This is a genomic window from Rhizobium leguminosarum, from assembly GCF_004123835.1.
Lineage (GTDB): Bacteria > Pseudomonadota > Alphaproteobacteria > Rhizobiales > Rhizobiaceae > Rhizobium > Rhizobium leguminosarum_M.
In genome coordinates, this window is sequence record NZ_MZMU01000019.1 from 36,483 (window position 1) to 58,425 (window position 21,943).

17 protein-coding genes are annotated in these 21,943 nt (G+C 58.6%); 6 read left to right on the forward strand and 11 right to left on the reverse strand.

Translation table 11 applies throughout. The features are described from left to right. Nucleotides 1-131 precede the first annotated feature (131 nt). Entirely contained in the window at nt 132-725 is a 594-nt protein-coding gene (locus B5P46_RS27080) for an ankyrin repeat domain-containing protein (RefSeq protein WP_129421431.1), read from the forward strand. Nucleotides 726-738: 13 nt separating this feature from the next. Further along, the gene (locus B5P46_RS27085; RefSeq protein WP_129421432.1) at nt 739-1,245 is read left to right on the forward strand and encodes a YHS domain-containing (seleno)protein; all 507 of its coding nucleotides are present in this window, start codon (nt 739-741) and stop codon (nt 1,243-1,245) included. Between the two features lie 17 nt (nt 1,246-1,262). Here the strand turns inward: B5P46_RS27085 and B5P46_RS27090 are convergent, their stop codons facing one another. The 3 genes from B5P46_RS27090 to B5P46_RS27100 form a co-directional block, all read right to left on the reverse strand. Beyond that, nucleotides 1,263-3,434: an adenylate/guanylate cyclase domain-containing protein gene (locus tag B5P46_RS27090; protein WP_164986557.1), complete on the reverse strand. Its 2,172-nt coding sequence runs from the start codon at nt 3,432-3,434 to the stop codon at nt 1,263-1,265. Between the two features lie 195 nt (nt 3,435-3,629). After that, nucleotides 3,630-5,417 carry an adenylate/guanylate cyclase domain-containing protein gene (locus B5P46_RS27095; protein ID WP_129421434.1) on the reverse strand — a complete coding sequence of 596 codons (1,788 nt, stop codon included), beginning with the start codon at nt 5,415-5,417 and terminating at the stop codon, nt 3,630-3,632. Nucleotides 5,418-5,568: 151 nt separating this feature from the next. Then, a complete protein-coding gene (locus tag B5P46_RS27100) occupies nt 5,569-7,887 on the reverse strand; it encodes a membrane-bound PQQ-dependent dehydrogenase, glucose/quinate/shikimate family (RefSeq protein ID WP_129421435.1) in 2,319 nt (772 codons plus the stop codon). A gap of 142 nt (nt 7,888-8,029) precedes the next feature. Between B5P46_RS27100 and B5P46_RS27105 the strand changes: the two genes are divergently transcribed. Then, nucleotides 8,030-9,250 carry an acyltransferase family protein gene (locus B5P46_RS27105; protein ID WP_206735409.1) on the forward strand — a complete coding sequence of 407 codons (1,221 nt, stop codon included), beginning with the start codon at nt 8,030-8,032 and terminating at the stop codon, nt 9,248-9,250. A 581-nt stretch (nt 9,251-9,831) separates the two neighbouring features. Next, entirely contained in the window at nt 9,832-10,128 is a 297-nt protein-coding gene (locus tag B5P46_RS27110; RefSeq protein WP_129421436.1) for a hypothetical protein, read from the forward strand. A 149-nt stretch (nt 10,129-10,277) separates the two neighbouring features. Here the strand turns inward: B5P46_RS27110 and B5P46_RS27115 are convergent, their stop codons facing one another. Continuing rightward, nucleotides 10,278-10,934 (reverse strand): sugar transferase, encoded by a 657-nt coding sequence (locus B5P46_RS27115; RefSeq protein WP_129421437.1) that lies wholly within the window; start codon nt 10,932-10,934, stop codon nt 10,278-10,280. A 453-nt stretch (nt 10,935-11,387) separates the two neighbouring features. Here B5P46_RS27115 and B5P46_RS27120 point away from each other — a divergent pair, with 453 nt between their 5' ends. After that, nucleotides 11,388-12,137, forward strand: a complete 750-nt coding sequence (locus tag B5P46_RS27120; RefSeq protein WP_129421438.1) for a Crp/Fnr family transcriptional regulator — start codon at nt 11,388-11,390, stop codon at nt 12,135-12,137. Between the two features lie 294 nt (nt 12,138-12,431). Here B5P46_RS27120 and B5P46_RS27125 read toward each other — a convergent pair whose 3' ends face one another. Beyond that, nucleotides 12,432-13,454 (reverse strand): glycosyltransferase family 2 protein, encoded by a 1,023-nt coding sequence (locus B5P46_RS27125; RefSeq protein ID WP_129421439.1) that lies wholly within the window; start codon nt 13,452-13,454, stop codon nt 12,432-12,434. Nucleotides 13,455-13,587: 133 nt separating this feature from the next. Next, nucleotides 13,588-14,499: a glycosyltransferase family 8 protein gene (locus B5P46_RS27130; RefSeq protein ID WP_129421440.1), complete on the reverse strand. Its 912-nt coding sequence runs from the start codon at nt 14,497-14,499 to the stop codon at nt 13,588-13,590. Between the two features lie 308 nt (nt 14,500-14,807). Here B5P46_RS27130 and B5P46_RS27135 point away from each other — a divergent pair, with 308 nt between their 5' ends. Next, nucleotides 14,808-15,107 (forward strand): hypothetical protein, encoded by a 300-nt coding sequence (locus tag B5P46_RS27135; protein ID WP_129421441.1) that lies wholly within the window; start codon nt 14,808-14,810, stop codon nt 15,105-15,107. 188 nt (nt 15,108-15,295) lie between these two features. On the opposite strand, the gene B5P46_RS27140 is transcribed toward B5P46_RS27135, so the two are convergent. The 5 genes from B5P46_RS27140 to B5P46_RS27160 form a co-directional block, all read right to left on the reverse strand. Further along, the gene (locus tag B5P46_RS27140) at nt 15,296-16,762 is read right to left on the reverse strand and encodes a hypothetical protein (protein WP_129421442.1); all 1,467 of its coding nucleotides are present in this window, start codon (nt 16,760-16,762) and stop codon (nt 15,296-15,298) included. A 122-nt stretch (nt 16,763-16,884) separates the two neighbouring features. Continuing rightward, entirely contained in the window at nt 16,885-18,270 is a 1,386-nt protein-coding gene (locus B5P46_RS27145; protein WP_129421443.1) for a polysaccharide biosynthesis/export family protein, read from the reverse strand. A gap of 6 nt (nt 18,271-18,276) precedes the next feature. Next, on the reverse strand, nt 18,277-19,299 hold the full coding sequence (locus B5P46_RS27150; RefSeq protein ID WP_206735411.1) for a glycosyltransferase family 2 protein: 1,023 nt from the start codon (nt 19,297-19,299) through the stop codon (nt 18,277-18,279). After that, nucleotides 19,296-21,059: a polysaccharide biosynthesis tyrosine autokinase gene (locus tag B5P46_RS27155; protein WP_129421444.1), complete on the reverse strand. Its 1,764-nt coding sequence runs from the start codon at nt 21,057-21,059 to the stop codon at nt 19,296-19,298. Before B5P46_RS27155 ends, B5P46_RS27150 begins: the two co-directional genes overlap by 4 nt. A 118-nt stretch (nt 21,060-21,177) precedes the next feature. Continuing rightward, nucleotides 21,178-21,879, reverse strand: coding sequence for a sugar transferase (locus B5P46_RS27160; RefSeq protein ID WP_129421445.1), 702 nt, complete (start codon nt 21,877-21,879; stop codon nt 21,178-21,180). Between the last annotated feature and the right edge of the window lie 64 nt (nt 21,880-21,943).

Consider the following 21,943-nt stretch of genomic DNA (forward strand, 5'->3'; position numbering starts at 1 on the left):
TAGCATCCTGTCTGGCCGACGCGTTACCCGGCAGCCTGATGTAGGAGAGTCCAAGCTCCTACCGTCCTCGGTGCCTACCCAAAACCCGCAGCTTGTGCTATTTTCTTTGGTAACCTTTCGGGGGCTGAGCCATGCGTAGGCTGCTTGCATCGGCGGCGTTGATTTTCACAGCGACAATGGCCGCTGCGGAGAGCCCCTTGTTCGATGCCGTTGCCACCGGAAACGCCGCCGCCGTCGAGCAGGCTCTGGCTACCGGTGCCGATGTCGATAGCCGGGCACGCGACGAGGCAACACCTCTCATCAACGCCGCGCTCGGAGCCCAGCTCGCCATAGCTGAATTGCTGATCGGCAAAGGTGCCGACGTCATGGCTCGGAACTCGGGCGGCTTTACGCCGCTTCATGCCGCAGCCTTTTCCGGCAGCTTGCCGATCAGCAAGCTGCTGCTCCACCATGGCGCGACGCTCGACGACGCGGCCAATAAAGCGGGTGTCACGCCGCTGATGGTAGCCGGTGAGGAAAATCACGTCGCTCTCGCCACGTTTCTTCTGGCTGAGGGGGCTGACGTCGGTCATGCCGAGCTTCACGGCTACACGCCAATCACACGGGCGATCTGGAAGGGCAACACGGACATCGTGCGACTTTTCAAGCGGCATGGCGCGCCTTGCCCTCCGGCCAGCCGCATCGGCGAGAAAGAATACGCAAAGTGCATGGAAATCCATGATTGAATAGGAGGCGCAGATGTATGCAGGGACCAGAAGCGGTGCGGGAGGAATTGGTCGCTCTATGGCGGTGTTCCTGCTGGCTTTGGCAGCTGTCGGTGGATCGCGGGCTTTTGCCGACGACTCGGTAAACACGGGGTACTTCGGCGGCGTGGCAATCATGGGATACGACCCCGTAGCCTATTTCACCGAAGGCAAGGCGGTGAAAGGCTCCGAGGAATTCTCCCACGAATGGCTGGGGACGCCGTGGCTTTTCGCCAATGCCAAACACCGCGAAATGTTCATCAGCGAGCCGATCAAATATGCCCCTCAGTATGGCGGCTACTGCGCGGGCGAGGTGGCTCTCGGATCGGTGACGATCAACGTCGACCCAGAGGCATTCAAGATCATCGACGGCAAGCTTTACCTGATCTACGACAAGGGATCGGCGGAGGGGTTTGCCGCTCACGTGGCCGAAGCAGTGCCGAAAGCCGATAGAAACTGGCCGAAGGTCGCAGCCGATCTCGAGCGGGATCAGTATCACTGAACGCAAGCGGAGCGCGGCTATTTGACGGGCGAAAAATAGAAGACCTTGGTGGAGTTCACATAAGCATAGCTGGTTTCAGCGGGCAGGTTTGCAGGTCTGTAGACCGGTCCGCAATCGGCTCGTCCAAATGCGTTTTCGCTCTGCTCGCAGAGCATGTCCCCATTGACGAAAACCGTTCCGGTGATCATCTGCGTCGCCGCGCGGAAGGCCGCCTTGCCGTCGCGTTCGATTTGCATGAGTGCAGGGCTTCCTGAGGGTTCGGTCTTGCCCCGGAGGAGTTTGCCCATGACGGCGCTTGCGATTTCGTCACCGTGCAGCCGATCCTGCTCATTACCCTTGAAACCGAACGGCCATTCCGGCAGGCCGGCCTCGCGTAGGGCATCGAGGATAAACGCCAAATCCTGCTCGTTGCGGAAATGGGCATTGCTGATACGCCAGGCCGCCAGGGAATCGCGCCCAGCCAGAAAGCGAAGTCCTTCGGCGACAGTCGCACGAGCGGCATCGAGGCGACCGGCACGGGCATAGGCCATAGCGAGTGGGGTAACGAAATCGCCGTTTCCCGGAGAACCATCGCGCGCGCGTTCGAAGCTGTCGATGGCCTTCGTGTAGTCGCGCTGCAAATAAAACACCAGGCCAGCCGTGTATCGATTGATGGCAGAGAGGTTCGGATCGTGCCTGAGCGCCGTCTCGACGGCCGCGCCGGCTTCGGCATGATTACCGGAGAACAGTTGAACGTATGCCAATGCCATATGAGCTTCGGCATCGGCAGACCCAAGCGACACTGCCTGCTGCGCCGAGGCAACCGCCTGCTCGTAGCGGCGGTCCACGACTTGCATGACGGCAAGAACGGCGTATGGCGATGAAAGAGCCGGGTCGAGCGCCAGCGCGCGACTTGCCTTCTCGTAGGCCCTTTTTCGCGCCAACGCGCTCTGGAGAACGTCGTCGTACGCGCTTCGCCAGACATAAGCGGTCGCGTGCGCGTCGGCTGCGAAGGCCTCTGCAAAACCGGGGTCGAGCGCCTCCGCCTTGTCAAAGAGCGCCAGTGCCTCGAGCAGCCGGGAACGGCGGCCGGTGCGCGTCGCCTGCTCGGCACGAAGGTAGTAGTCATATGCCTCGAGATTGGCGGTCGGCGGACGGGTAATCCGCTCCGCCTCGGATTGAGTGAGTTTCAAGCCGAGTGCTTCGGCGATCTGCCGACTGAGCTCATCCTGCACAGCCATGACATCTGCCGCGGCGCGGTTAAATCGGTTGGCCCATAGGTGGTCGCCGCTTGCGGTATCGCTCAGTTGCGCATTGACGCGGATTTGATCGCCTATCCGTTGCACGCTGCCCTCAACGACAAAACGCACGCCGAGATCGCGTCCGATGTCGGCCAAAACGAGAGGCTTGCCTTTGTATGCAAACACCGAATTATGACCGATGACGTCAAGGTCCGAAAGCATGGTCAGATCGGCAATCAGGCTGTCTGTAATGCCATCGGTGAAATAATCCTGGCCGGCGTCGCTGCTCAAATTGGCGAAAGGAAGCACCGCGACAGATGGACGTTGCGGCACAAACGGCCATGGCCATGCGAAGACAATCGCGGTGGTCGCGATCAGCAGCGCTGCAAGCGTGGCCAGAATAATCGCCCGGCGGCGCGGCCGACGAGAGGCGACGACCTTGCCTGCCTCAGAGGGGTCCAGCAGAACACGATAGACGCGAACCGGATCGGCTATGTTCTTCAGTTGCTGCTCACCGAGAGCCGAGAAGCCGACCTCAGCCTTGTGTACCGTGTGATCGAATGCGGTGCCGGATATGCAAATTCCACCGGGTGGGGCAAGGCTCTCCAGCCGCGCGGCTATGTTGACGCCGTCTCCGTGAATGTCCTCCCCTTCGACGATGATATCGCCGAGATTGACGCCGATGCGGAAAAGCATCCGCTGCTCGGGCCGCAGCGCCGCATTGCGTTCCGCCTTTTGTTGCTGGATTTTGACGGCGCAGCGCAAAGCATCCACCACGCTATGGAACTCAACCAGAATCCCGTCGCCCATGGTCTTGATCAGGCGGCCGTGGTACGTGGCGATTTTCGGTTCGAAGAGCTCGTGCAGGTCGGTGTGGAAGCGGATACGCGTTCCCTCTTCGTCGATCTCGCTCAGGCGGCTGTAACCGACCACATCCGCAATCAGGACTGCTGCAAGACGGCGCTCCATACCAGCTCTTTCCGGGTGTCCGATCCGCTAACCGATATCTTACAGCAGGTGCCGTGCCGTTGCCATTACAGTTGCCCAAAGTGGCATCATGTTCGCCGGCCGCATTCCCCGTGGAGAAGGCGTGATCTGAGAGGCTTCTCGCGCGTCCGCCCATAAAATGAGCTGTTCGCCGTATCGGCTCGACAGCAGGTTCCCTCAGCAAGGACCAAGATCCGCCGTTGTAAGTCCTGCCTTACGTAGCCCTTCCACACGGCGGTTAAAGTCCTCGGGGTTTCGGAATGGAAGAACCCGCCGGCGGCGCTCGACAGAAAAATCAGGATTGATCCGGAGTGCCTTCTCCCAGGCCCGCCGGCTCTCCTCCGGCCGGCCGAGGTGCCCATAACATGAGGCAAGCAGGGCGTAGGCGGTCTCCGACTGGGAGTTTTGTTGGAGCCGCTGCTCGATCGCGACAATCGCTTGTTCGTACTCGCCGAGAGAAAAGTGCGCATCGGCGCGAAATTGGAAGAGAATTTCAGGATGGTGCGGGTCGAGCCGCATCGATGCATCGAGTGTTTCCAGGGCCCCGGCGGGATCGCCGGAGAATATCTGGATATGGGCCATCAGCAACAGGAGCTCGGCGGAGTTGGGCTGCAGCGCGAGGCCCTGCTGCACTTCTGCCCGCGCTCGGTCCAGTTCCCGGTTCCACATGCAAGCCATGCCGAGTGCAAAGTGGCCGTTAGGCTGTTCCTCGGCCATCTCCACGGACTGCTGCGCGAGATCTATCCCGATCCGCAGCGACCCTTCCGGATCGTTGCTCCAGGCGTTGACGTAGTCGAGCACATGGGTGAAGGAAATGAGTGCCTGGGCGGCCGCATATTGCGGATCGATGGCCAGCGCGTCGGCCGCCATGCTGCGGGCGGCTCTGTTTCCGGTTCGGGTATGGGCCGACGCCTGCTCGCGGCCACGCAATAACAACTCGTAGGCGTCGACATTGAGTGCGCGCCCTTGGGCTAGTCGATCCTGGTCGCCATGCGTGAGGTTCAGCCTGAGCGCGGCCACGATCTCCTGCGTGAGCTCATCCTGAACCGCGAAAATGTCGGTGAGGTCGCGATCGAACCGGCTCGCCCAGATATGTCCGCCGTTGCTCGCGTCGATCAATTGGGCGGTGACACGCACGCGGTTGCCGGCCTTGCGTACGCTACCCTCAAGGACATAGCGGACGCCGAGCGCCTTGGCCATCTCAGGCACGGAGGCTGTTACATTCTTGTAGACGAAGGATGAGTTGCGGGCGATCACGTGCAATTCGGACAGCTTCGAGAGATCGGTGATGATGTCCTCGCTGATACCGTCGGAGAAATACTCCTGTTCGGCATCGCCGCTCATGTTGTTGAACGCCAGTACGGCGATTGACGGCTTGTCAGGAACGGCCGGAATTGACGGCATTTCGATTGCGGGCTGTACCTGTCGTGCCGGGCTCGGCTGCGGAGTTCCGATCTGAAGCGAATAAACCTGCATCGGTTCAGCGATATTCTTGAGCTGGATCTTGCCGAGATCGGTCACGGCAAGATCCACTCGCGCTCTCACCTGGCGGTAGGCGTCTTCGGAGAGACAGATGGCGCCGGGCTTGGCAATTCCCTCCAACCGCGCGGCGATATTGACGCCGTCGCCCATCAAATCGCCGTCGCTCTCCTCGACCACATCTCCCAGATGGATCCCGACCCGGAACTCGATGCGATGCTCTGGCGGCACGCCGATATTGCGCTCGACCATGGCAGTCTGCACCTCGATCGCGCAGCGCAGGGCGTCCACGACGCTGCGAAACTCGATGAGGCTTCCGTCACCGGTACGCTTGACCACACGGCCATTGTGCACGGCAATGGTCGGATCGATCAGGTCACTGCGCAGCGTTCTCAGCCGCGCCAGGATGCGATCCTCGTCCGCACCGGCGAGGCGGCTGTAGCCGACCACATCTGCGACCAGGATCGCCACCAGTTTTCGCGTCACGCTCGTAAGTCCCAATTCCTCGTCGGATCAAAATAACACAGTGTGACCGGCAACGCCGCCAAAACCGATTGCCTTCGCTGAGAAGCGGTCCCGGTGGCCGGTTGCTTAAACTTGAAGATGGTCGATGAAGCTTATGCGATACCCGCGGCGGCTAAGCTCCGTCTTTCAGAGAGAAGGCAAGCACGTAGTCGCCGACGTCCTTCGAATAGGGTGCGCCGCCAACCGATATCAGGACATATTGCTTGCCTGTTTTCGGTGAGACGTAGGTCATGGGCGTGGCACTCGAGCCGACCGGCAGGGGATATCTCCAGAGCTCGGCACCGTTCTCGGCGTCATAGGCACGGATATAATAGTCCTGGAAGCCTGCGAAGAAGACGACGCCGCCGGCGGTCGCAGACGTGCCGGCGTAGCTCGGCAGCCCCATCGGCATAGGCAGCTTGGTTTTGATCTTGAACGGCCCGAGCTCTTCGGCTGTGCCGGCCGGAACCTGCCATGCGATCTTGCGCGTCTTCAGATCCACTGCAGTGACGGTGCCGAAGGGCGGTTGCGTGCAGGGAACGCGGAGCCTCGATGTCCACATCTCGGTGGCCATGGCGTAAGGCGTACCGCGCTGCGGGGCGGAGGGGCCGTGCGCGGTCGTGGTGAGGGCAAAGTCGACATACTCCTCGCGTGGGATGAGTGCGAAGAGACTGGGGACGCGGATATCGTTCATGAAGACCCTGTTGTTGGGCAGATCGACCGATACGCTTCCCCAATTGAGGCCGCCCAGATTTCCCGGCTGCTGGATCGCATATTGCGTGCCGATCGGGGTGAAATCGCCGTCATAGCGCATCTTGCGGAAGGCGATGCGGCAGGCCAGCTGATCAAACATCGTCAGGCCCCAGGCCGTCTGTTCCGTCACGCGCTCCGCACCGATTGTCGGCATGCCGACGGAATAGGGCTGTGTCGGAGACAGCTTCTCCTCCGGCGCGCCGCCGTGCTGCGGCACCGGCTTCTCCTGAACCTCGGCAAGCGGTGCGCCGGTCTGACGGTTGAGCAGGAAAAGCTGCCCGCGTTTGGTGGTCTGCAGGAGAGCAGGCACGGTGGCGCCATTGGCATCAGGCAGGTCAATCAGGACCGGTTGGGCAGGCAGATCATAGTCCCATATATCGTGATGCACGGTCTGGAATTTCCATTTCTCCCGACCCGTCGTCACATCGAGTGCCACCAATGTCGCGTTGTATTGATCGGCAAAGGGAGGGCGATTGACGCCGTAATAATCCGGCGTGGTATTGCCGAGCGGTGCATAGATCAGGCCAAGCTTGTCGTCGAATGCGGCCGTCGTCCACATGTTGGGCGTGGCCCGCGTATAAGTCTGGCCTTCCGGCGGGAGTTTGGTGATCTCCGGGTTGCCGAGGTCCCATGCCCATTCGAGCTCGCCGGTGACGACATTGAACGCGCGGATGACGCCAGAGGGTTCGCCGACCTCCTGATTGTCCGTGACCCAGCCTCCGACGACGATCAGGTTGCGGGCAATCAGCGGCGCCGATGTCTGGAAATAATAGCCCATCTTGACTTCGCCCATGCCTTGGGAAAGCTGCACGGTGCCATTGTCTCCGAAGCCCTTGCAGGGCGCGCCAGTCTTGCTGTCGATCTCCAGGAGACGGGCATCGATCGTCGTCTGCACCAGGCGCTCATTGCAAAGACCATCGGCGGACTGGGCTTCCGTTGGCATCTTGTAGTAACCGATGCCGCGGCAGCGTTGCCAATAAGGCGCCGTCGCCTTCGGATCGAAAGTCCAGCGGGGTTTGCCGGTATCTGCATCGAGCGCTGCGATCACATCTGTCGGCGTGCAGGTGTAGACCGTATCGCCGATCTGCAGAGGCGTGTTCTGATCGGCGCCATCGCCCTTTCCGGTGCGATATGTCCAGGCGAGATCGAGCTTGGAAACATTGCCGCGGTTGATCTGATCGAATGGGGAATAACGATCTCCTGCCGTGGTGCGGCCGTAGGATGTCCAGTCGGAGGGAGAGTTGTCGCCCTTGGCGGTTTTATAGGCGGTGATGTCGGCAGAGGGGCGAATGATCCCATGCGGCACGAAGCTGAGACCGAAACCCGCGACAAAGATGAGAGCGGTCACCAAGGCGCCGGCATAAAAGAGCTTCCGGTTGGCGGACGGGGAAAGCGACGGTGCAAAGAGAAGGGCAAAGCCCGCCAGCGCGATGGGGGACATCAAGCGGGCAAACAGCGCCCAGAAATTGAGACCCGACTCCCATAGCGCCCAGGGAAGGGTGAAAACGGCGACAAGCAGGACGATGAACCCGCCTGACGTCTTCCGGCGCCACATCAGAAGTGCCGCAACCAGATAGGCAAGCCCGACGATCGCGTAATAGGGCGAGCCGCCGAGGCGCAGCAGCCAGGCGCCGCCTCCGATCAGCCCCAATCCGATAAGGGCGAGAACAATACAGAACAGGGTGGCCAGAAATTTCATAGTCTCCTCATCCAATCCGCCGCCCGATCACCTGGATTCCAACTCCGACCGTCGCATGGCCCTCGGGAAGCACAGGGCCATGGGTTGATGGTCAGAGACGCGTCTTCGGGAGAGGGCTGCTCTCCCGTTCAATTTTTACCTGATGTACCTGTGGTCACTGACACGCGGCCCCGACCCGGCAATGATGCCGCCGCCGCTCTGCGGCAACGGCTTGCCATTCCAAATCGAGTCAATACTTCTGAAAGGGGCACAGATGGTTCTCGGCGAAAAGCTTGATCTAGCGAACGGGCGACCGACAGGATTCGACTATATGCGATTACTGTTAGCCTTTTCAGTGCTTTGGATACACACGGCCCGCGTCACCTATGGCGACGACCTGTTTCTCTGGGAATCGCCATTCCGTCCTTTTATCAAATCAGTGCTGCCCATGTTCTTTGTCCTGAGCGGGTTCCTGGTGGCTGGCAGTCTTGAACGATCGAAGACATTGATCTCCTTTCTCGGTAATCGATTTATCCGAATCTACCCCGCTCTCGCGGTAGAGGTATTGTTGGCTGCCTTTATACTCGGAGCGATCTACACTGAGTATGACCTGCGTGACTATTTCACCGATCCTCAGTTCTTTACCTATCTGATGAATGTCACAGGGCACATTCACTTCAATCTCCCCGGGGTATTCCTGGATAATCCTGACGCCGCAATGGTGAACGGGCAGCTCTGGACGGTGCCCTTCGAGCTTGAGTGCTATGCCGTGATCGCCGTTCTCTTCCTGCTCGGCGTGGTCAGGCGGCGGGTGATTGCCCTTATCGCCACGCCGGCGTTGATCATAGCCTTCGGTATCGCACGATATTGGAAACATGAAAGCAACTGGGCAACTATGCCGACGACCGCGTCGGGCAATCTGCTCATTTGTGCTTTTCTCGTCGGGGTGACCTTCTATCTCTACAAGGACAAGGTTCTGTGGGATATCCGAATTTTCCTCGCCTCTGTGGCAATGATATTGTGGGCCTACTGGTTCACCTCCTTTGGGGACTTCATTGCCATTCCGGCCATGGGATATGTCACGGTCTTCCTTGGTCTTACCTCGCCCCGCAAGCTCGGCGTCCTGCGTGGGGCCGACTACTCCTACGGCGTCTTCCTCTATGGCTATCCGATCCAACAGGCGTTCGTAGCGCTTGGCCCCTGGGCGCATAACTGGTGGTTGAACGGCATCGTCTGCAGCATTGTTGCCGCTTGCTTTGCAGCCTTCTCGTGGAGGTTCATCGAAAAGCCGGCGTTGAAATTGAGGAAACAAGTCACCTGGCTGGAAAACCTCAGTCTCCAACGCGGCGCAAAACGGCAACTGGCCGGCGCGGTCTCGAAATAGGTTTGTCGATATCGGCCTCGCGGCTGGCAATTCCATCGCAGGTGCTCAACCGGCAAGGAGATCAGCAGGGCTCGCCATAGCGGCGGCCCTGTTTCGTTGTTGCCTGACCGATGGCCTCAGATAAATATCCGGGTCCATCGTAGGGGCCGAATTTTCCGCAGGCTGCTGCGCGACCTTGATGCGGTCGATGTCACGCTTGCCGGACGAGCATAAACCTGTTCGTTGCCAGCGCATATGCGCTCGAGCGTAAGCCTATGGCCAAATTCATCTTTTCAGGAACCTTCAGTTCGGCGAGAGAACGCCGCAGCTGCATTGCTCGCTCCTGTATAAGCCTCCAATGCCTAAATCTTTCTGTCCGTAATATCCAAGGATTTCTTGGGTCTAACCGGTAGATCGGCCCCGACGGATGAATAGTCGAATATTTTCCGGCACTGTTCCGTCGACTTGCTGGGCTGCTATTAGCAATATTTTAACCGCAATAGGTAAAATACTTTGATCGGACTTCGTTTCGACTTTGGGTTTTGTCATGTCATCGAGGGCTGACGGTGGCTTGAAGGAGGTGTGAAGAGAGGAACAGAATAATGCTGAAGAGCACGCTCGTCGTGGTTGCCGTCTCTATCGCCGCCGGAGCGACCATTCGCGCCTCGGCCTTTGCAATCTTTGCATTTCTGGTGGTCACGGCCCTGGGCGGCGTGATCATGCTGAAAGGTTCCTCCTTGACGGAGGCGGTCGTTTCTTGCGTCGAAGTGCTTGTATTGATGGAGATATGCTATCTGGCGGGTCTATTCGCCTTCTCCTTGTGGCATATTCAAAAGCGCCGGAAAAAGAACTCCATTACTGAGCGCTCCCATGTCACGGGCAAGCGTCCTCATGGGTAATGACATGACCGAGGCGGCAGGATGCTCGGTTGCGCCATGTCAGGGTGTCTAAAGCGCGTCGCAGTATTTTAGGTTCGCTTGCCGCGCCTTGGTCTTTGGTTTGCGCGCGTCTTTATCGCAAACCGCAACACAGTTTTACGCGACATCCTTTAGGAATCGACTTTGGGCAGCAACGCGTGCCGGGAAAGCAGCGCCGACAGCGTTTTTGCCATGATCACGAAATCCAGCCTGAGCGTCCATTTGGACAAATATTCGACGTCGAGGGAAATTCCATTCCGATAGCTGACGTCGTTGTGCCCGCTGGTTTGCCAATGGCCAGTCAGGCCGGGACGGAAGGCCATGTAGGCATAGGCATGTTCACCGTAACGCGGCAGCTCTTCTTTGGTAATGGCGCGAGGCCCGACGAGGCTCATTTGACCCAGCAACACGTTAATCAATTGCGGAAGCTTGTCGAGGCTCGATCGCCTCAAAATATCGCCGACGACCGTGACGTGCGCGTCGGTCGTTGCGTCGGATCCTGTCGTCCGAAACTTGAGGCAACCAAACTCTTTTCCCTTATAACCGATCCTGCGATGAGAATTGAAAACAGGGCCCCAATCACTTAGCGTGACGATGACTGCCGCCGACAGAAGGAGCGGCGACAGAAAGAATAAGAAACTTGCCGCAATGATGATGTCCAATGCGCGCTTCAGAATTCTGCTGATCAGACGGGGTTGTGACGAATTGAATGGACGCCTTTCCTGTCGAGCCGTCGCGAAATCCCGCCAAGGTCCGGTTGGGTTGATGCCCTGATTTTTTCCCGCCACCTGCGTCTCCGTTAGACGAATTCCAGAAATCACAGCCAAAGCTTTGTTTTAATGCAAGTTTGATGTCTGTGACCGAGGTCATAATCATGAATAAATTCCGTATTCTCTAAAGAAATTCTTGCGCATATTAAAAATATTACCTTTGATTTTGACTATATATCGGAAATGTTATTTAGTTTTATTTTAAAATTCGGTGTTGTTGTTATACTTGTTAGATGTATTCTTCAGGTAGGCAATTGTCATAAATTGTATAAAAATCGTCACGCAGCCCCAAAGACTTGTCTGCGATAGAATTCAATATGAATTTTATGATATATAAACATGAGGATTATTCATAATAATGTATAGTTTGAAAACGTAGTTTTTATTATATTATTGTTTGACTTTCTAATTTAACCTATTACGAATGTCGCTCCAGATAATAAGTTATTTAGTCTGTGTGGAGTTGTGCGTATGGACGGGGCGATCAGCACCAGAGACAACAGAGCTAGAGGAAACGCAGCGCGAACAAGCGAAGCGGTTACTTGCGGGTCTGCAGGTATTGTTTACGACGGCCGGGCGAATTTGGATCACGAGTTCCCGTTTTGCCGCTCGAGTGTTCGAAAGTTTCGCCGCGGTGAGATTATTGCCGGCGCCGGCGTCGTCCTTGACATGTTCGCCCGCGTACAGCGCGGAATGGTGAGCGCAAGCACCCCGCTTGCCGATGGACGAGAGTTCATCGTGGAAATCGTTCCGAAAGGCGGCTTGATCGGCGAATTGGAGGTGCTGCGCAAGCAGTCTCTCAGCCTGGAATATCGGGCCTCGTCGGACTGCGAACTGCATTACTTCGACGGTCGGTTGCTGCGGGACTTATGTGCGAACGATCCGCAGTTTCAGGTGAAGATCCTGTCGAAGGCGCTGGCTCGTGTTTCCGAACTCGAACTGCGGATCATTTCCAATGCCGGATCGAGTCTAAGGCAGAGACTGGCCCGGACGCTGCTGCGTCTTTCTGCCCTGTATAGAATGGATGCGCAGAATAGCGGCGACGAGCTGATCATCTCCCAGCATGAGCTGGCCGCGACACTTCCGGCGTCGCGTGAAAAGGTCAACCAATGCCTGCGGCGTTTGCGCGAGAGCAAAGTGGTCGACGGGACACAGGGCAAAATCCGCATTCTCAATCGGAAGGCGCTGGAGGCTTATGCCGAGGGTGCGTCTCTCGCCTGAGGCGTTGCCGCGATAAACAAAAAAACGGAACGGCAGAAAGCCTCAACAGAATCCGCCGCCGGCGGGTTTTGTGTTTGATGACAGTGCGAGTGATAGTCAGAGAAAGCAGGCTGAAAGATCAGGTTGGCGTATTAGCACACTTGTCTTCATGCGCGTCGTCCCAAAATCGCTGTGCATTTTGGCGTGGCATACTTAGAGCGGTTCAGCTCTTCATGGAAACGCAGAACCGCTCTAACTTTTTGTTTTTACGCAATTCCGGACGGAAAACCGCTTCGCACTTTTCCTGGAATTGCTCTAGACTTCGCTCTCGGAAGCATTCCTCCAGTATTTCCAGCCTTCACCCTGTATGAGCCCGTGATCGGACAGGTCCTTCCAGCTTCTGTAGGTGCCCGTATCGTCGTAGACGAAGTCATCCATGTCCTTGCCTGAGGAGTATACGGTATATTCTTCCGTATGTTGGGACCGGTGTGCCGCATCGGCGACCTTGTGCACGAAGGTCGACAGGAACTTGAAATGCAGAAGGGCGCCGGATACGCCGAGCGCTCCGCGCATGTCGCCCAAATTCAGGGAGAGCGGCCAGACCTGGTGCGATGATTTAAGAAACAGACGTTCACCCGCCACATAGACGAGGGGTATCTTGTTGAGCGCGGGGCCGTCCCAGAGCCGGTCGTGGAAATAGACGCGCCCGCGAACACCGCCCTTGATCCATATCGTCCAGTTGCGTTCGTCGAAATGCGCCACATAGCCGGAGCGGTCGAAGAGATTGCAGACCTCGAGCGGGTTGCGACCGGGTTCGCATATGTTTTCGAGAACGGGATGCGGGCTGTACATGTCGATCATGACCGAGCGGAGGGAATGGCCGCCCATGGAATCGATATAGGAAGTCAATTGATCGATCGGCCGTGTGTCGCAATGCGGATAGACCAGGAACTCGTCTGCATCGACATACAGGACCCACTTCTCCCGGCAGTGGCGGTTGATGACTTCGTTGATCCAGTCGTTTCCGAACCTCGCCGCCTTGTAGGAACCATGAGCCGAAAGAAGGGAGACATCGTCGAAGCTGGACAGCAACTCGGCCGTGCCGTCGGTCGAGCCGTTGTCGATACAGATGAAGTGCTCGAAACCGAGATCGCGATAATACTGAAGGAAGAAGGCCAACCGGTGCCCCTCGTCACGGATGACGCAGATGACGACGTGGCGCGCCTGCTTGAGCCCGTTGCGCAGCAGGTCATAGCGAACCTGCCGAGCCTTGAGCGACCGGCGCAGGCGGGCTTTCACGTAATGCGAGATACTGGCGGCGGAAGCCCTATAACTCATAATCTGTCCTGAAGATTATCCATTCCTGGAATGAATGGATGAATACTTTGCGCTTCCGTCTGCAAATCCACGGCTCGACCGGCGACGCTGAGTTCAGTCACGCGGACATTCAAGTCGGACCAACAATACATCATCATACGGCGTAGTCGCCAACCAGCAGGCTCTGGACCCTAGGATTGGGTCCTTCTTTCTCAATTGCGTGCTCGATGCGCGCCCGTATCGACCGGTATTTATACAGCATCTTCCGATCGAAGCTTATTCCGCGATACAGCGAGTTGTAAATCGGATGTGCCTTGCGCAGATCGACGTATACTTGGCTTTCCTTATCGGTCCACGGAAAGAAAGTTCCATGCCATGGCTTCGGATGCGCCATATAATGGACGATCGACAAGGAAGACATGTTCACCAGATGAAGGAATTGTTTGGGAAAGTTCCAGCGGTTCGATACCAGGATAAGCGATGAACCGCAGACATAATTCAATGCACCCTGATCGTGTTTGCCCTCGCAGGCCTCGGGATTTCTAGCAAAAAGCTCGAGCGCCTCCTGCCCGATCCAGCCGTTTCGATGGAATTTCAGGACGCCTGCGTTGAAGTAGTGGCTGTCCTTTCCGGTGTCGAGGAAGTCATGGATCGCCGTGTAATCGCGCGCCGCGAAAAACCTGCCCTCGGGCACAGTGGCACTTTCGAACGCACCGAGATCGCTGACGATCTGGGTATCCCCATCGAGGTAGATGATCTGGGTATAGTTGGAAGGCAGGATCTCGCAAAGGACCAGCTTGGCCATCGTGCTGACGCTGATGCGTCCCTGGAAATGCGAACTGTCGAGCTTGCCGAGCGAGTCCTGCAGCGCTTCGGTCGCATCGGTCAATATGACCCCACTCCTTGCGAGCAGGGCTTTCAGCTCTTCGAAATTGTCGAGATGTTCCGACATCAGAACGCAGACGTCGGTCGCAGGGCTTGCGAATTTGCGAGCCTGAAGCGCCGAGAGAATGGTCGGAAATGAATATTCGACATCCGTGACGTAGACGACGCACTGGTTGTTCATGTGATCACCTTTCCGATTGTGCGCAATACAAGTGAATCGGTATTGTCTTTGCGAGGCGAGGGACCAGTTGTGAATTGAGCCGACGGGTCTGTCATATGAAGGCCCTGTTCGGTATATATAGGCCAGCATCCGGTGCGCTGGTGCTGAAGCGGGGTCTGGCTGTCGGCGGCTTTTGTATGTTTCATTGTTGAGATATTCGCCATGAAGAGTGCCTTGCCTGTCAAAAGGCTATGTTTCGACATGTTGTTTCGCGGTACGGCGATTGGTGCCGGGACCCTTGTCGGAATGTGGAGGGAAGGGGGATTGTCATGTTGATCACCACACTCGGGGCAGCCGTGATTTCGATCGCTGCCGGGGCTTCCATCCGCGCCTGGGCTTTCGCAATTTTTGCAATCCTGGTGGCAATCGGCTTCGGCGGCGTGGCTTTCGCCGACGGGTCTTCCGTGATCGCGGCCATGCTCTCCGGCATCGCCATCCTCGTGCTCATGGAAATCGGCTATCTGGCAGGCGTGTTCCTGTCGGGGCTTTTGCGGCGCAGTGCCAGGCTGCGCGAAAACAATTCCGTTGCAGATAGCGTCGCGACCACCAGCGAGCGCCCGCAAGGCTGATGTCGACATAAAACCTACAGCATAGCCTTCCGCGACTGCCCTCGCAGGACGGCGTTTGTCCGATGGACTGCTTTGATAGGCGATCCTTGAAAGATGCGGTGCGGCCGGCCGGCTTCGGCCCAATGCGGGCACGCCGATGGCTCGACGAGATTGCCATCCCGCGCCGTGGCGGAGTTCCAAAGCGGGCGTCATCGTGTTGAAAACATCGGCGCTCTCATCAGAGATGTCGATGTCTCCAGCGGGGTTCGATTAGCGAGCGATCGGGTCGCGCGCCGGGGAGAGGTATTGGTTGCCAGGCAGCCGGCCGCCAGACCTGCCGTGGTGCTGAACAGCAAGCCGAGATCCGTGCCGCTCCCCGATATCGCCGCCGAGGCGACCTGCGCGATGGATGCCATGACCGCAGCGTTTCCGATCGCGTGCGTCTCCCGATCGCCTGACATGTGCCGGCCGGAGGCCCGCGCAAGGCTGTACAGGAAGGCGGCGAAGAGAAGAGTGCCGGTCAATCCGACATTGGAGAGCAACGCAGCGATAAAACTCGAGGCCCGAACCGTACCGAGCCCGGCGCCGAAGGTGGCGGTATCGACGAATGCGATCAATGCCAGTGTATTCCAGGCGGTGCGCTCTTCACCGGATTGCGATTGGAGCTTGTCCGACAAGGTGGTGCTCATCAGGCCGGCGATGGAATTCCACGCATCGGGGACAAGGCTGAGTGCGACGATGACGCAGGGAATCAAAAACAGCGTGATCACCAGGAAAGTCACATGCGGGGTCTTGGCGGGGCCGCTGATCAGTCGTTTCAGGCAAAACAGAACGAACATGCAGACAACGAAAATGCCGGCAATATAGGCGGTTGTCGATGTGCAGAGGACGATCGTCGGGCCGATGAAAAGCGTTGCAAGTCCTGCCATACGGCTTTGGACGCGCTCCAGCCAGAGCAGAAGCGTGAAGGAAAAATAGGCTAATGCGACTGCGCCATAAGTGCTTGCTTCGGGGAACGGGCCGACGATGCGTTTGAAGCCGCTGATCGTCTCGGCCGTATGCATCGTATAGTTCGCGTTTCTGATGACATCGAGCAGGTAGGACTGGTCGGTCAGGAATGTTCCGATATCAATCAATGCCAGGGTAAAACATGCGATCGAGGCGACGATTAACTGCAGTGCGATGAAACGGGCATAGCCGAGCCTGGCAAGCCCCGAGACGACGGCAAAGCAGGCGAGGTCGCCGAGCAGATAGACAGACTGGCTGAGATTGGACGAACCCGGCGACAGGGGAGCGGCCACTGTCGACATCATGCCCGTGGTGTCTCGTGCAGAGGAGTAGACGAGGGTCGCACCTGCAAAGATGCGCGGCAAAAAGAAAGACGATGCCACCGAAAACAGGATGTAGGCGGCAAACCAGAAACCGGGACCCGGATAGGCCATGCTGGCGAGCGTCGCCTGTGTTTGAGCCGGGCGCAACAGGGCGGCCACCACGAGAAAAAGTACGAGAAGATGGCTTGGCTGGATGCTGCTGCCGCCGAGCGCGGGCAATTGCAGAGCCGCTGCCGCTCCGAGCAGCGTCGACAGGCAAAGGGTCGTGATCGCAAAACGCGCCCCGTTGACCATGCTGAGCAGGCCAAGTAGCAGAACGATGAAGCCGATCGGTTCTATCGACATGCTTCAGATCCCGATCCGGACGGAGCAGCGGAGGCATCGGGTTTGCCGAAAAGCGGCATCCACCTTCCGACGCAATGCCGAGGCGAAAGCCGCCAGCTGTCGTTAATGGTCACGACCGCCCCCTAATTCGATCCCGTCTGGGATATCCAGCCGGGAGCCGTCTGATTGTCGCCTGCTACATCAGATAGCGGGACTGCCGAGCTTTGCTGCTGTGGCGCGGACTGCAGCTGCAGCGTAGGCGACGGCGTCTGGAGATCCGTGTCGATGCCGATTTCGACGACATCATGCGGCCGCAAGCTGGTCGTCTCGTCCGCCTCGATGTTGCGATAAGTGCCATCGTCGTTGCGGCGCACGATCCTGTAGTTCTTCTGCGCTCTACCAAGACCCGGCATGTCCGTATTCATCTGGGCGAGTTGAGCGCTGTAGCCAGCCTGTTCGCCCAGGAGCTGGGCCACCTGAATGTCGATTGCCGCCCTGCCGATCGCGAGATTGACCTGGTTGAGCAGCTCCTGGTTTTCGCTGTTCTGCCGGTTGACGATATTGATCTTCGAGCGATCGGCTTCGCTGAGCCCCTGGCGAGCCGTGGTCAGGGCGACCTCGAGATCGATCAGAGTGCCTTGTGCATCCGCGACGCCGCGGTCGACCGTGACCTGCCGGGAATTGCTGACCAGGCCCTTGCTCACCAGGCTGTTGACATTATCCAGTTCCTTTTGCGCAAGGTCGATCTGCCGCTTTTGCGAATTGATCTTGGCCTCGAGTGATTGGACCTGCTGGCCGTAGAGACGGGCGAGGTCGCTCGCCGCTTCGATCTGGCTTTCGATATCGACGCGTCGCAGCCGCATCAGGTTCAATTCCTGCGCCTTCAGCTTGTCCACATCGGGTGTTCCGGCGAGTTCGGCAGGGATCTCGAAACTCTGTTCGCCGGCGATCTCGGCGCGCAACCGCGCCTGGCGCATCAGAAGATCGCGCCGGTTGAGAATGGCCGTTCGGTAGGCGCCGGCAGCCTGAATCCGGTCGCGCTCGAAGACGGTATTTTCCTCGCGCTCCCGAAGGAAGCCGCCGGCGATGCTGACGGCCTTCATGACCGTCATATCGGCCTCAAAAGCATAGCGCCCGGGGGTCTGCACGGTCCCGGTTACGAAGATCGGCGCATGCTGGGCAATTTCCACGGCGATGAACGGCTTTCCCGGCAGTTCGGCCTTTTCGGAGAGCGCAGTGGCGATCGCATCGGAAACCTGCTCCGTCGTCTTGCCGATCGCCTGCACTTGGCCGGCGATCGGAATCGCCAGATTACCGGCATCGTCGACTGTATATGTTCCGCCGAGGGCTTCCCAGCTGGCATACCGGGAATCTGACGATCGCCATTCGACGACACGCAGTCTCACCTGATCTTCCGGCACGAGGGTGTAGTTTTCCGCATGGGCGACGCTCCAGCCGGTCACGCCGGAAAATACCAGCAAGGCAAGGGCGATGGAGATGAGGCGACCGGACAAGGATGTGCGCTGCATTGTCTGCTATCTCCGTTTCGTTGCGATCGACGGCGAAGGCATCTCGCGCGGCGCGGGATTGCCGAATTCCAGGATGCGGGACGGAGAGGCGCGGCCGACAAGAAGATCGGATAGCGCCAGCAAATTGCCGTTCAAGCGTCCCCATCGGTCGATCAAGCGGTCATTGAATAATAGGCCCCGCGTATTCGCCAGGATGTTGCGGCCGATCTGTGCGACAGCACGGCCCTTCGACATCGTGCCCTTCCGGATCAGGTAGACAGGATTGGCAACTTGCGAATAGCCGAGTCTTCGGCCGGGCTGGCGCCCGGATCGGACGCCGAGATGCACGCCGCGAGCGCCTTCGACACGCACGGACCTGCCGTAGCGGGCGATGGACCGGCTGAAATCGACATCTTCGAGCCAGCCGTAGAGCGGCAGCTGTTCATCGAAGGCCAGCGCGTGCTGGACAACGGGTGAAAGGCGAACCGCCATGTTGCATCCGTAGGCGTTATAAACGTCCGCCACATGCCCAGCCCTTTCGCCCGCAGTTTCAAGAACCTGCAGGGCCTTTGACATGCTGAGGCCGCCATCGAGGATGCCGTCGGCGAGGACTTCGCCGGTGGCGATCGCCACGTCGGGGTTTGCCGCAAAGACAGCCGCCATCCGCGACAGGAAGGTCGCGGCTGGAATGAAGTCGTCATCCAGGAAGATCAGAATATCCGTATCGGCGGCGGCGGCCTGGATGATCCTGTTGCGCTGGGAGGTCAGGCCACGGCTGCCGACGATGACTTCCACATCGAGGCGGTCGGCGAGGCCGGCGGCATCGTCGATCACGGGCACGCAGACGATCAGCCGCTCGGCCTGGTCCGGCAGGGCGGTGAGATAATCGACGGTCTCCTTGAGTATCGAGGGGCGGCCCGCCGAAGCAATCCCGACAGCCATTCGCAATGGGCGGCGCGCGCGGCCCGCCATGGCTTCAGCGCCGCAAGGAACAGGCGCCGGTCCGATCGGGCTGTCCTGCCTGGTTGCTTCTGCCGAAGGTGAAGTCATGACTGTATTCTCTTCGGTGCGTGGTTGATGATTGCGCCGAGGATCTCCGCGCCGACATTCCGCAGGGTCTCGATGACGTGCATGGTATCGTCGATCGAGGTGTGCCCGTGCGAGGTGACCACGAGGACACCGTCCAGTTCCGGCGCGATCGCATTGGCATCCGGCGAAGCAGAGAATGCGGAAATGTCGACGAATATGGCGTCGAACTCCTTTTTCAGGTCGGCGAAGCTCAACTGCGTGCGGCGGGAACTGAGGCGAATGGCCGGCGTCACCGCTTCGACTTTGCCGAGGGGTAGGAATTTCAGCGTCGGGGTGATGGGCAATGCCGCCGTCTGGATCAGTTCGCCATTGTCGAGAACATCGACGAGGCCTTTGGAACTATGGGGCGCGATCGATTTGCTGAGCGACGATTTCTGCGCAGCCGCATCGATCAGCAGCGTCTGCGCTCCTGATATCGACGAGAGCACCGCAAGTTCGCATGCTATGGTCGATGCCCCGCTGCCGGGATTGACGGCGACGATTCCAATGACGACCCGGCGTTTGCGCCGAAGACCAACAACCGTCGCGCTCAGCTCCGCCATGCCTGGAATAACAGGATAGGCGGCTGCGGTGCCGCTGCTGCCGGTACCGGCGGCGGGGAAACGCGCAGAGTGACCATTGCGGGTCCTCGATGTCGCCAGCAAAGTGACAAAGGGAAGCCCGCCGGCTTCCGCGATCTGATGGGGCCGGACGATTCGGCGATCGCCGGCGTGCCTTATCATGGCGAGTGCGAAGCCGACCCCAAGACCAACCGCCGCCGCAAAGGCGATGATGAGCGTGCTGCGTGGTCTGGCTTTCGAAAGAGGCAGGGTGGCCCGAGAGACGATCGTGGCATCCGACACCGGGTAGGTGATGCGCTGCTTGGCTTCGGTCAGCTGATTCAAGGTATTTTCATAAAGGGTGCGGCGGGCGTCAGTCGCGCTCTGCAGCTCCGCAAGCTTGAACTGATCGCGCGGATTGCTCGTGAAGCTGGCCAGGGCACTGGCAGCTTCGGCCAGTCCGCGCTGCTGCTCGCTTACGAACCTGGTCAGCCATTCGCTGTATTGCCGGGACGCATTGGCCTTCATCGCGATATTCTTCTGGATATACTGCCTGGCCAGCGTGTCGGCGATGTCGACGGCCTGCTGCGGGGTCGACGCCGCAGCCGATATCTCGATGATCGTCGAACTCCCGATCCGGCGAACTCCCATCATATTCAGCAGCGTGGCGACCGCCCGATCATGGATCCGCCCGTCCTCGATCTGCTGTTGCGGCTGTGCGTCACGCGGTCCTGGGCCTGCCGCTTCCTGCGACGCCGTATCCGGTTCGGAAGAAACCCCCATCAACCAGTTCTTTGCCCTATCCTGCAGCGAAGGCGTCTGATCGACAAAGTTAGGATCGGTATCGAGACCAAGTGCCGTTACCGTTCCACCGACGACATCGCTGGATTTGGCGATCTCCAACTGTCCCTCGATGAACGCGTCTTCCGCGAAAGCCCTCTGTGCTTCGGAGCCGCTGACCTGGGGGACGATCACAAGTTGCGTGTTGGCAACGAATGTCGGTTCGGCGGTCAGCACGTAGCTCCCTGCCATTACGAGGAAAGCGAAAGTCGTCGCCGCAATCCACAGCCAGCGCATTCTGAGAAAGAAGAGCATATCCCGCAAGGTGAGCGGCGAATTCCCGCCGGTGGCTGCGGCAGGCAGAATCGGAGAAACACCGCTGAAGATCGTGCTTGAGGTCATGTCGTCCTAATCCAAAATGGCGAGATCACGGAGTAACCAAGTAGTGGTAGCTTGGAGGGACGGGGGAGTAGCGTGTCTTCCGATTCCAGGCATGATCGGCGGCTCTCCCCATGAATGCTCAATACGAGCCGCGCTGCGAAAACAGAGCGGGAATGGTCTTGGCAATGATGATGAAGTCCCGGCCGAGCGACCAGTTGTTGAGATAGTGAACGTCGAGGGAAACCCGGTACTCGTAGCTGACATCATTGCGCCCGCTGGTCTGCCAGTGACCGGTCAGGCCCGGGCGGACGGCCATGTAGGCCCATATATGCTCGCCGTAGCGCGGCAATTCCTCGGCCGTGATCGGTCGGGGGCCGACGAGGCTCATGTCGCCACGCACGATATTGATCAGTTGAGGAAGCTCGTCGATACTCGACCGCCTGAGGATATCACCGACGGCCGTGATCCTCGGATCGTCCTTCAGCTTGCGTGTCTCTTCCCATTCGCTTCGCGCAGCCGGGTTGTTTTGCAGCAATTCGGCAAGCTGAGCACTGGCATCGGTCTTCATCGTGCGAAACTTGAGGCATCCGAACGGTGCTCCGCCGACGCCGATGCGCGTATGGGAATAGAAGACCGGGCCGCGGTCGCTCATCTTCACGATCATTGCGACGATCAACAGAAGCGGGGAAAGCAGGATCAGTGCCGTGACTGCGATGACAAGGTCTAGCGCGCGCTTCGACGATCTGCCTGCCGCGCGAGGCCGGGACGAATGGAGATCGCCGCCTTTCGCGGACCGTCCGACACGCGACCAAGCCTCGAAACTATGTGCTTCCCATGTCATCGGTGGTCTCCAAAACATTCCGATTAAGAACCGTTCAAAGTTTGCTGCGCCGCACTCTGGTTGT

Bases quoted from the DNA above. Each gene is read 5' to 3' on its own strand.
- B5P46_RS27080 (WP_129421431.1), top strand. From the start codon at position 132: ATGCGTAGGCTGCTTGCATCGGCGGCGTTGATTTTCACAGCGACAATG.
- B5P46_RS27085 (WP_129421432.1), top strand. From the start codon at position 739: ATGTATGCAGGGACCAGAAGCGGTGCGGGAGGAATTGGTCGCTCTATG.
- B5P46_RS27090 (WP_164986557.1), bottom strand. From the start codon at position 3,434: ATGGAGCGCCGTCTTGCAGCAGTCCTGATTGCGGATGTGGTCGGTTAC.
- B5P46_RS27100 (WP_129421435.1), bottom strand. From the start codon at position 7,887: ATGAAATTTCTGGCCACCCTGTTCTGTATTGTTCTCGCCCTTATCGGA.
- B5P46_RS27105 (WP_206735409.1), top strand. From the start codon at position 8,030: ATGTACCTGTGGTCACTGACACGCGGCCCCGACCCGGCAATGATGCCG.
- B5P46_RS27110 (WP_129421436.1), top strand. From the start codon at position 9,832: ATGCTGAAGAGCACGCTCGTCGTGGTTGCCGTCTCTATCGCCGCCGGA.
- B5P46_RS27120 (WP_129421438.1), top strand. From the start codon at position 11,388: ATGGACGGGGCGATCAGCACCAGAGACAACAGAGCTAGAGGAAACGCA.
- B5P46_RS27125 (WP_129421439.1), bottom strand. From the start codon at position 13,454: ATGAGTTATAGGGCTTCCGCCGCCAGTATCTCGCATTACGTGAAAGCC.
- B5P46_RS27130 (WP_129421440.1), bottom strand. From the start codon at position 14,499: ATGAACAACCAGTGCGTCGTCTACGTCACGGATGTCGAATATTCATTT.
- B5P46_RS27135 (WP_129421441.1), top strand. From the start codon at position 14,808: ATGTTGATCACCACACTCGGGGCAGCCGTGATTTCGATCGCTGCCGGG.
- B5P46_RS27140 (WP_129421442.1), bottom strand. From the start codon at position 16,762: ATGTCGATAGAACCGATCGGCTTCATCGTTCTGCTACTTGGCCTGCTC.
- B5P46_RS27145 (WP_129421443.1), bottom strand. From the start codon at position 18,270: ATGCAGCGCACATCCTTGTCCGGTCGCCTCATCTCCATCGCCCTTGCC.
- B5P46_RS27150 (WP_206735411.1), bottom strand. From the start codon at position 19,299: ATGACTTCACCTTCGGCAGAAGCAACCAGGCAGGACAGCCCGATCGGA.
- B5P46_RS27155 (WP_129421444.1), bottom strand. From the start codon at position 21,059: ATGACCTCAAGCACGATCTTCAGCGGTGTTTCTCCGATTCTGCCTGCC.
- B5P46_RS27160 (WP_129421445.1), bottom strand. From the start codon at position 21,879: ATGACATGGGAAGCACATAGTTTCGAGGCTTGGTCGCGTGTCGGACGG.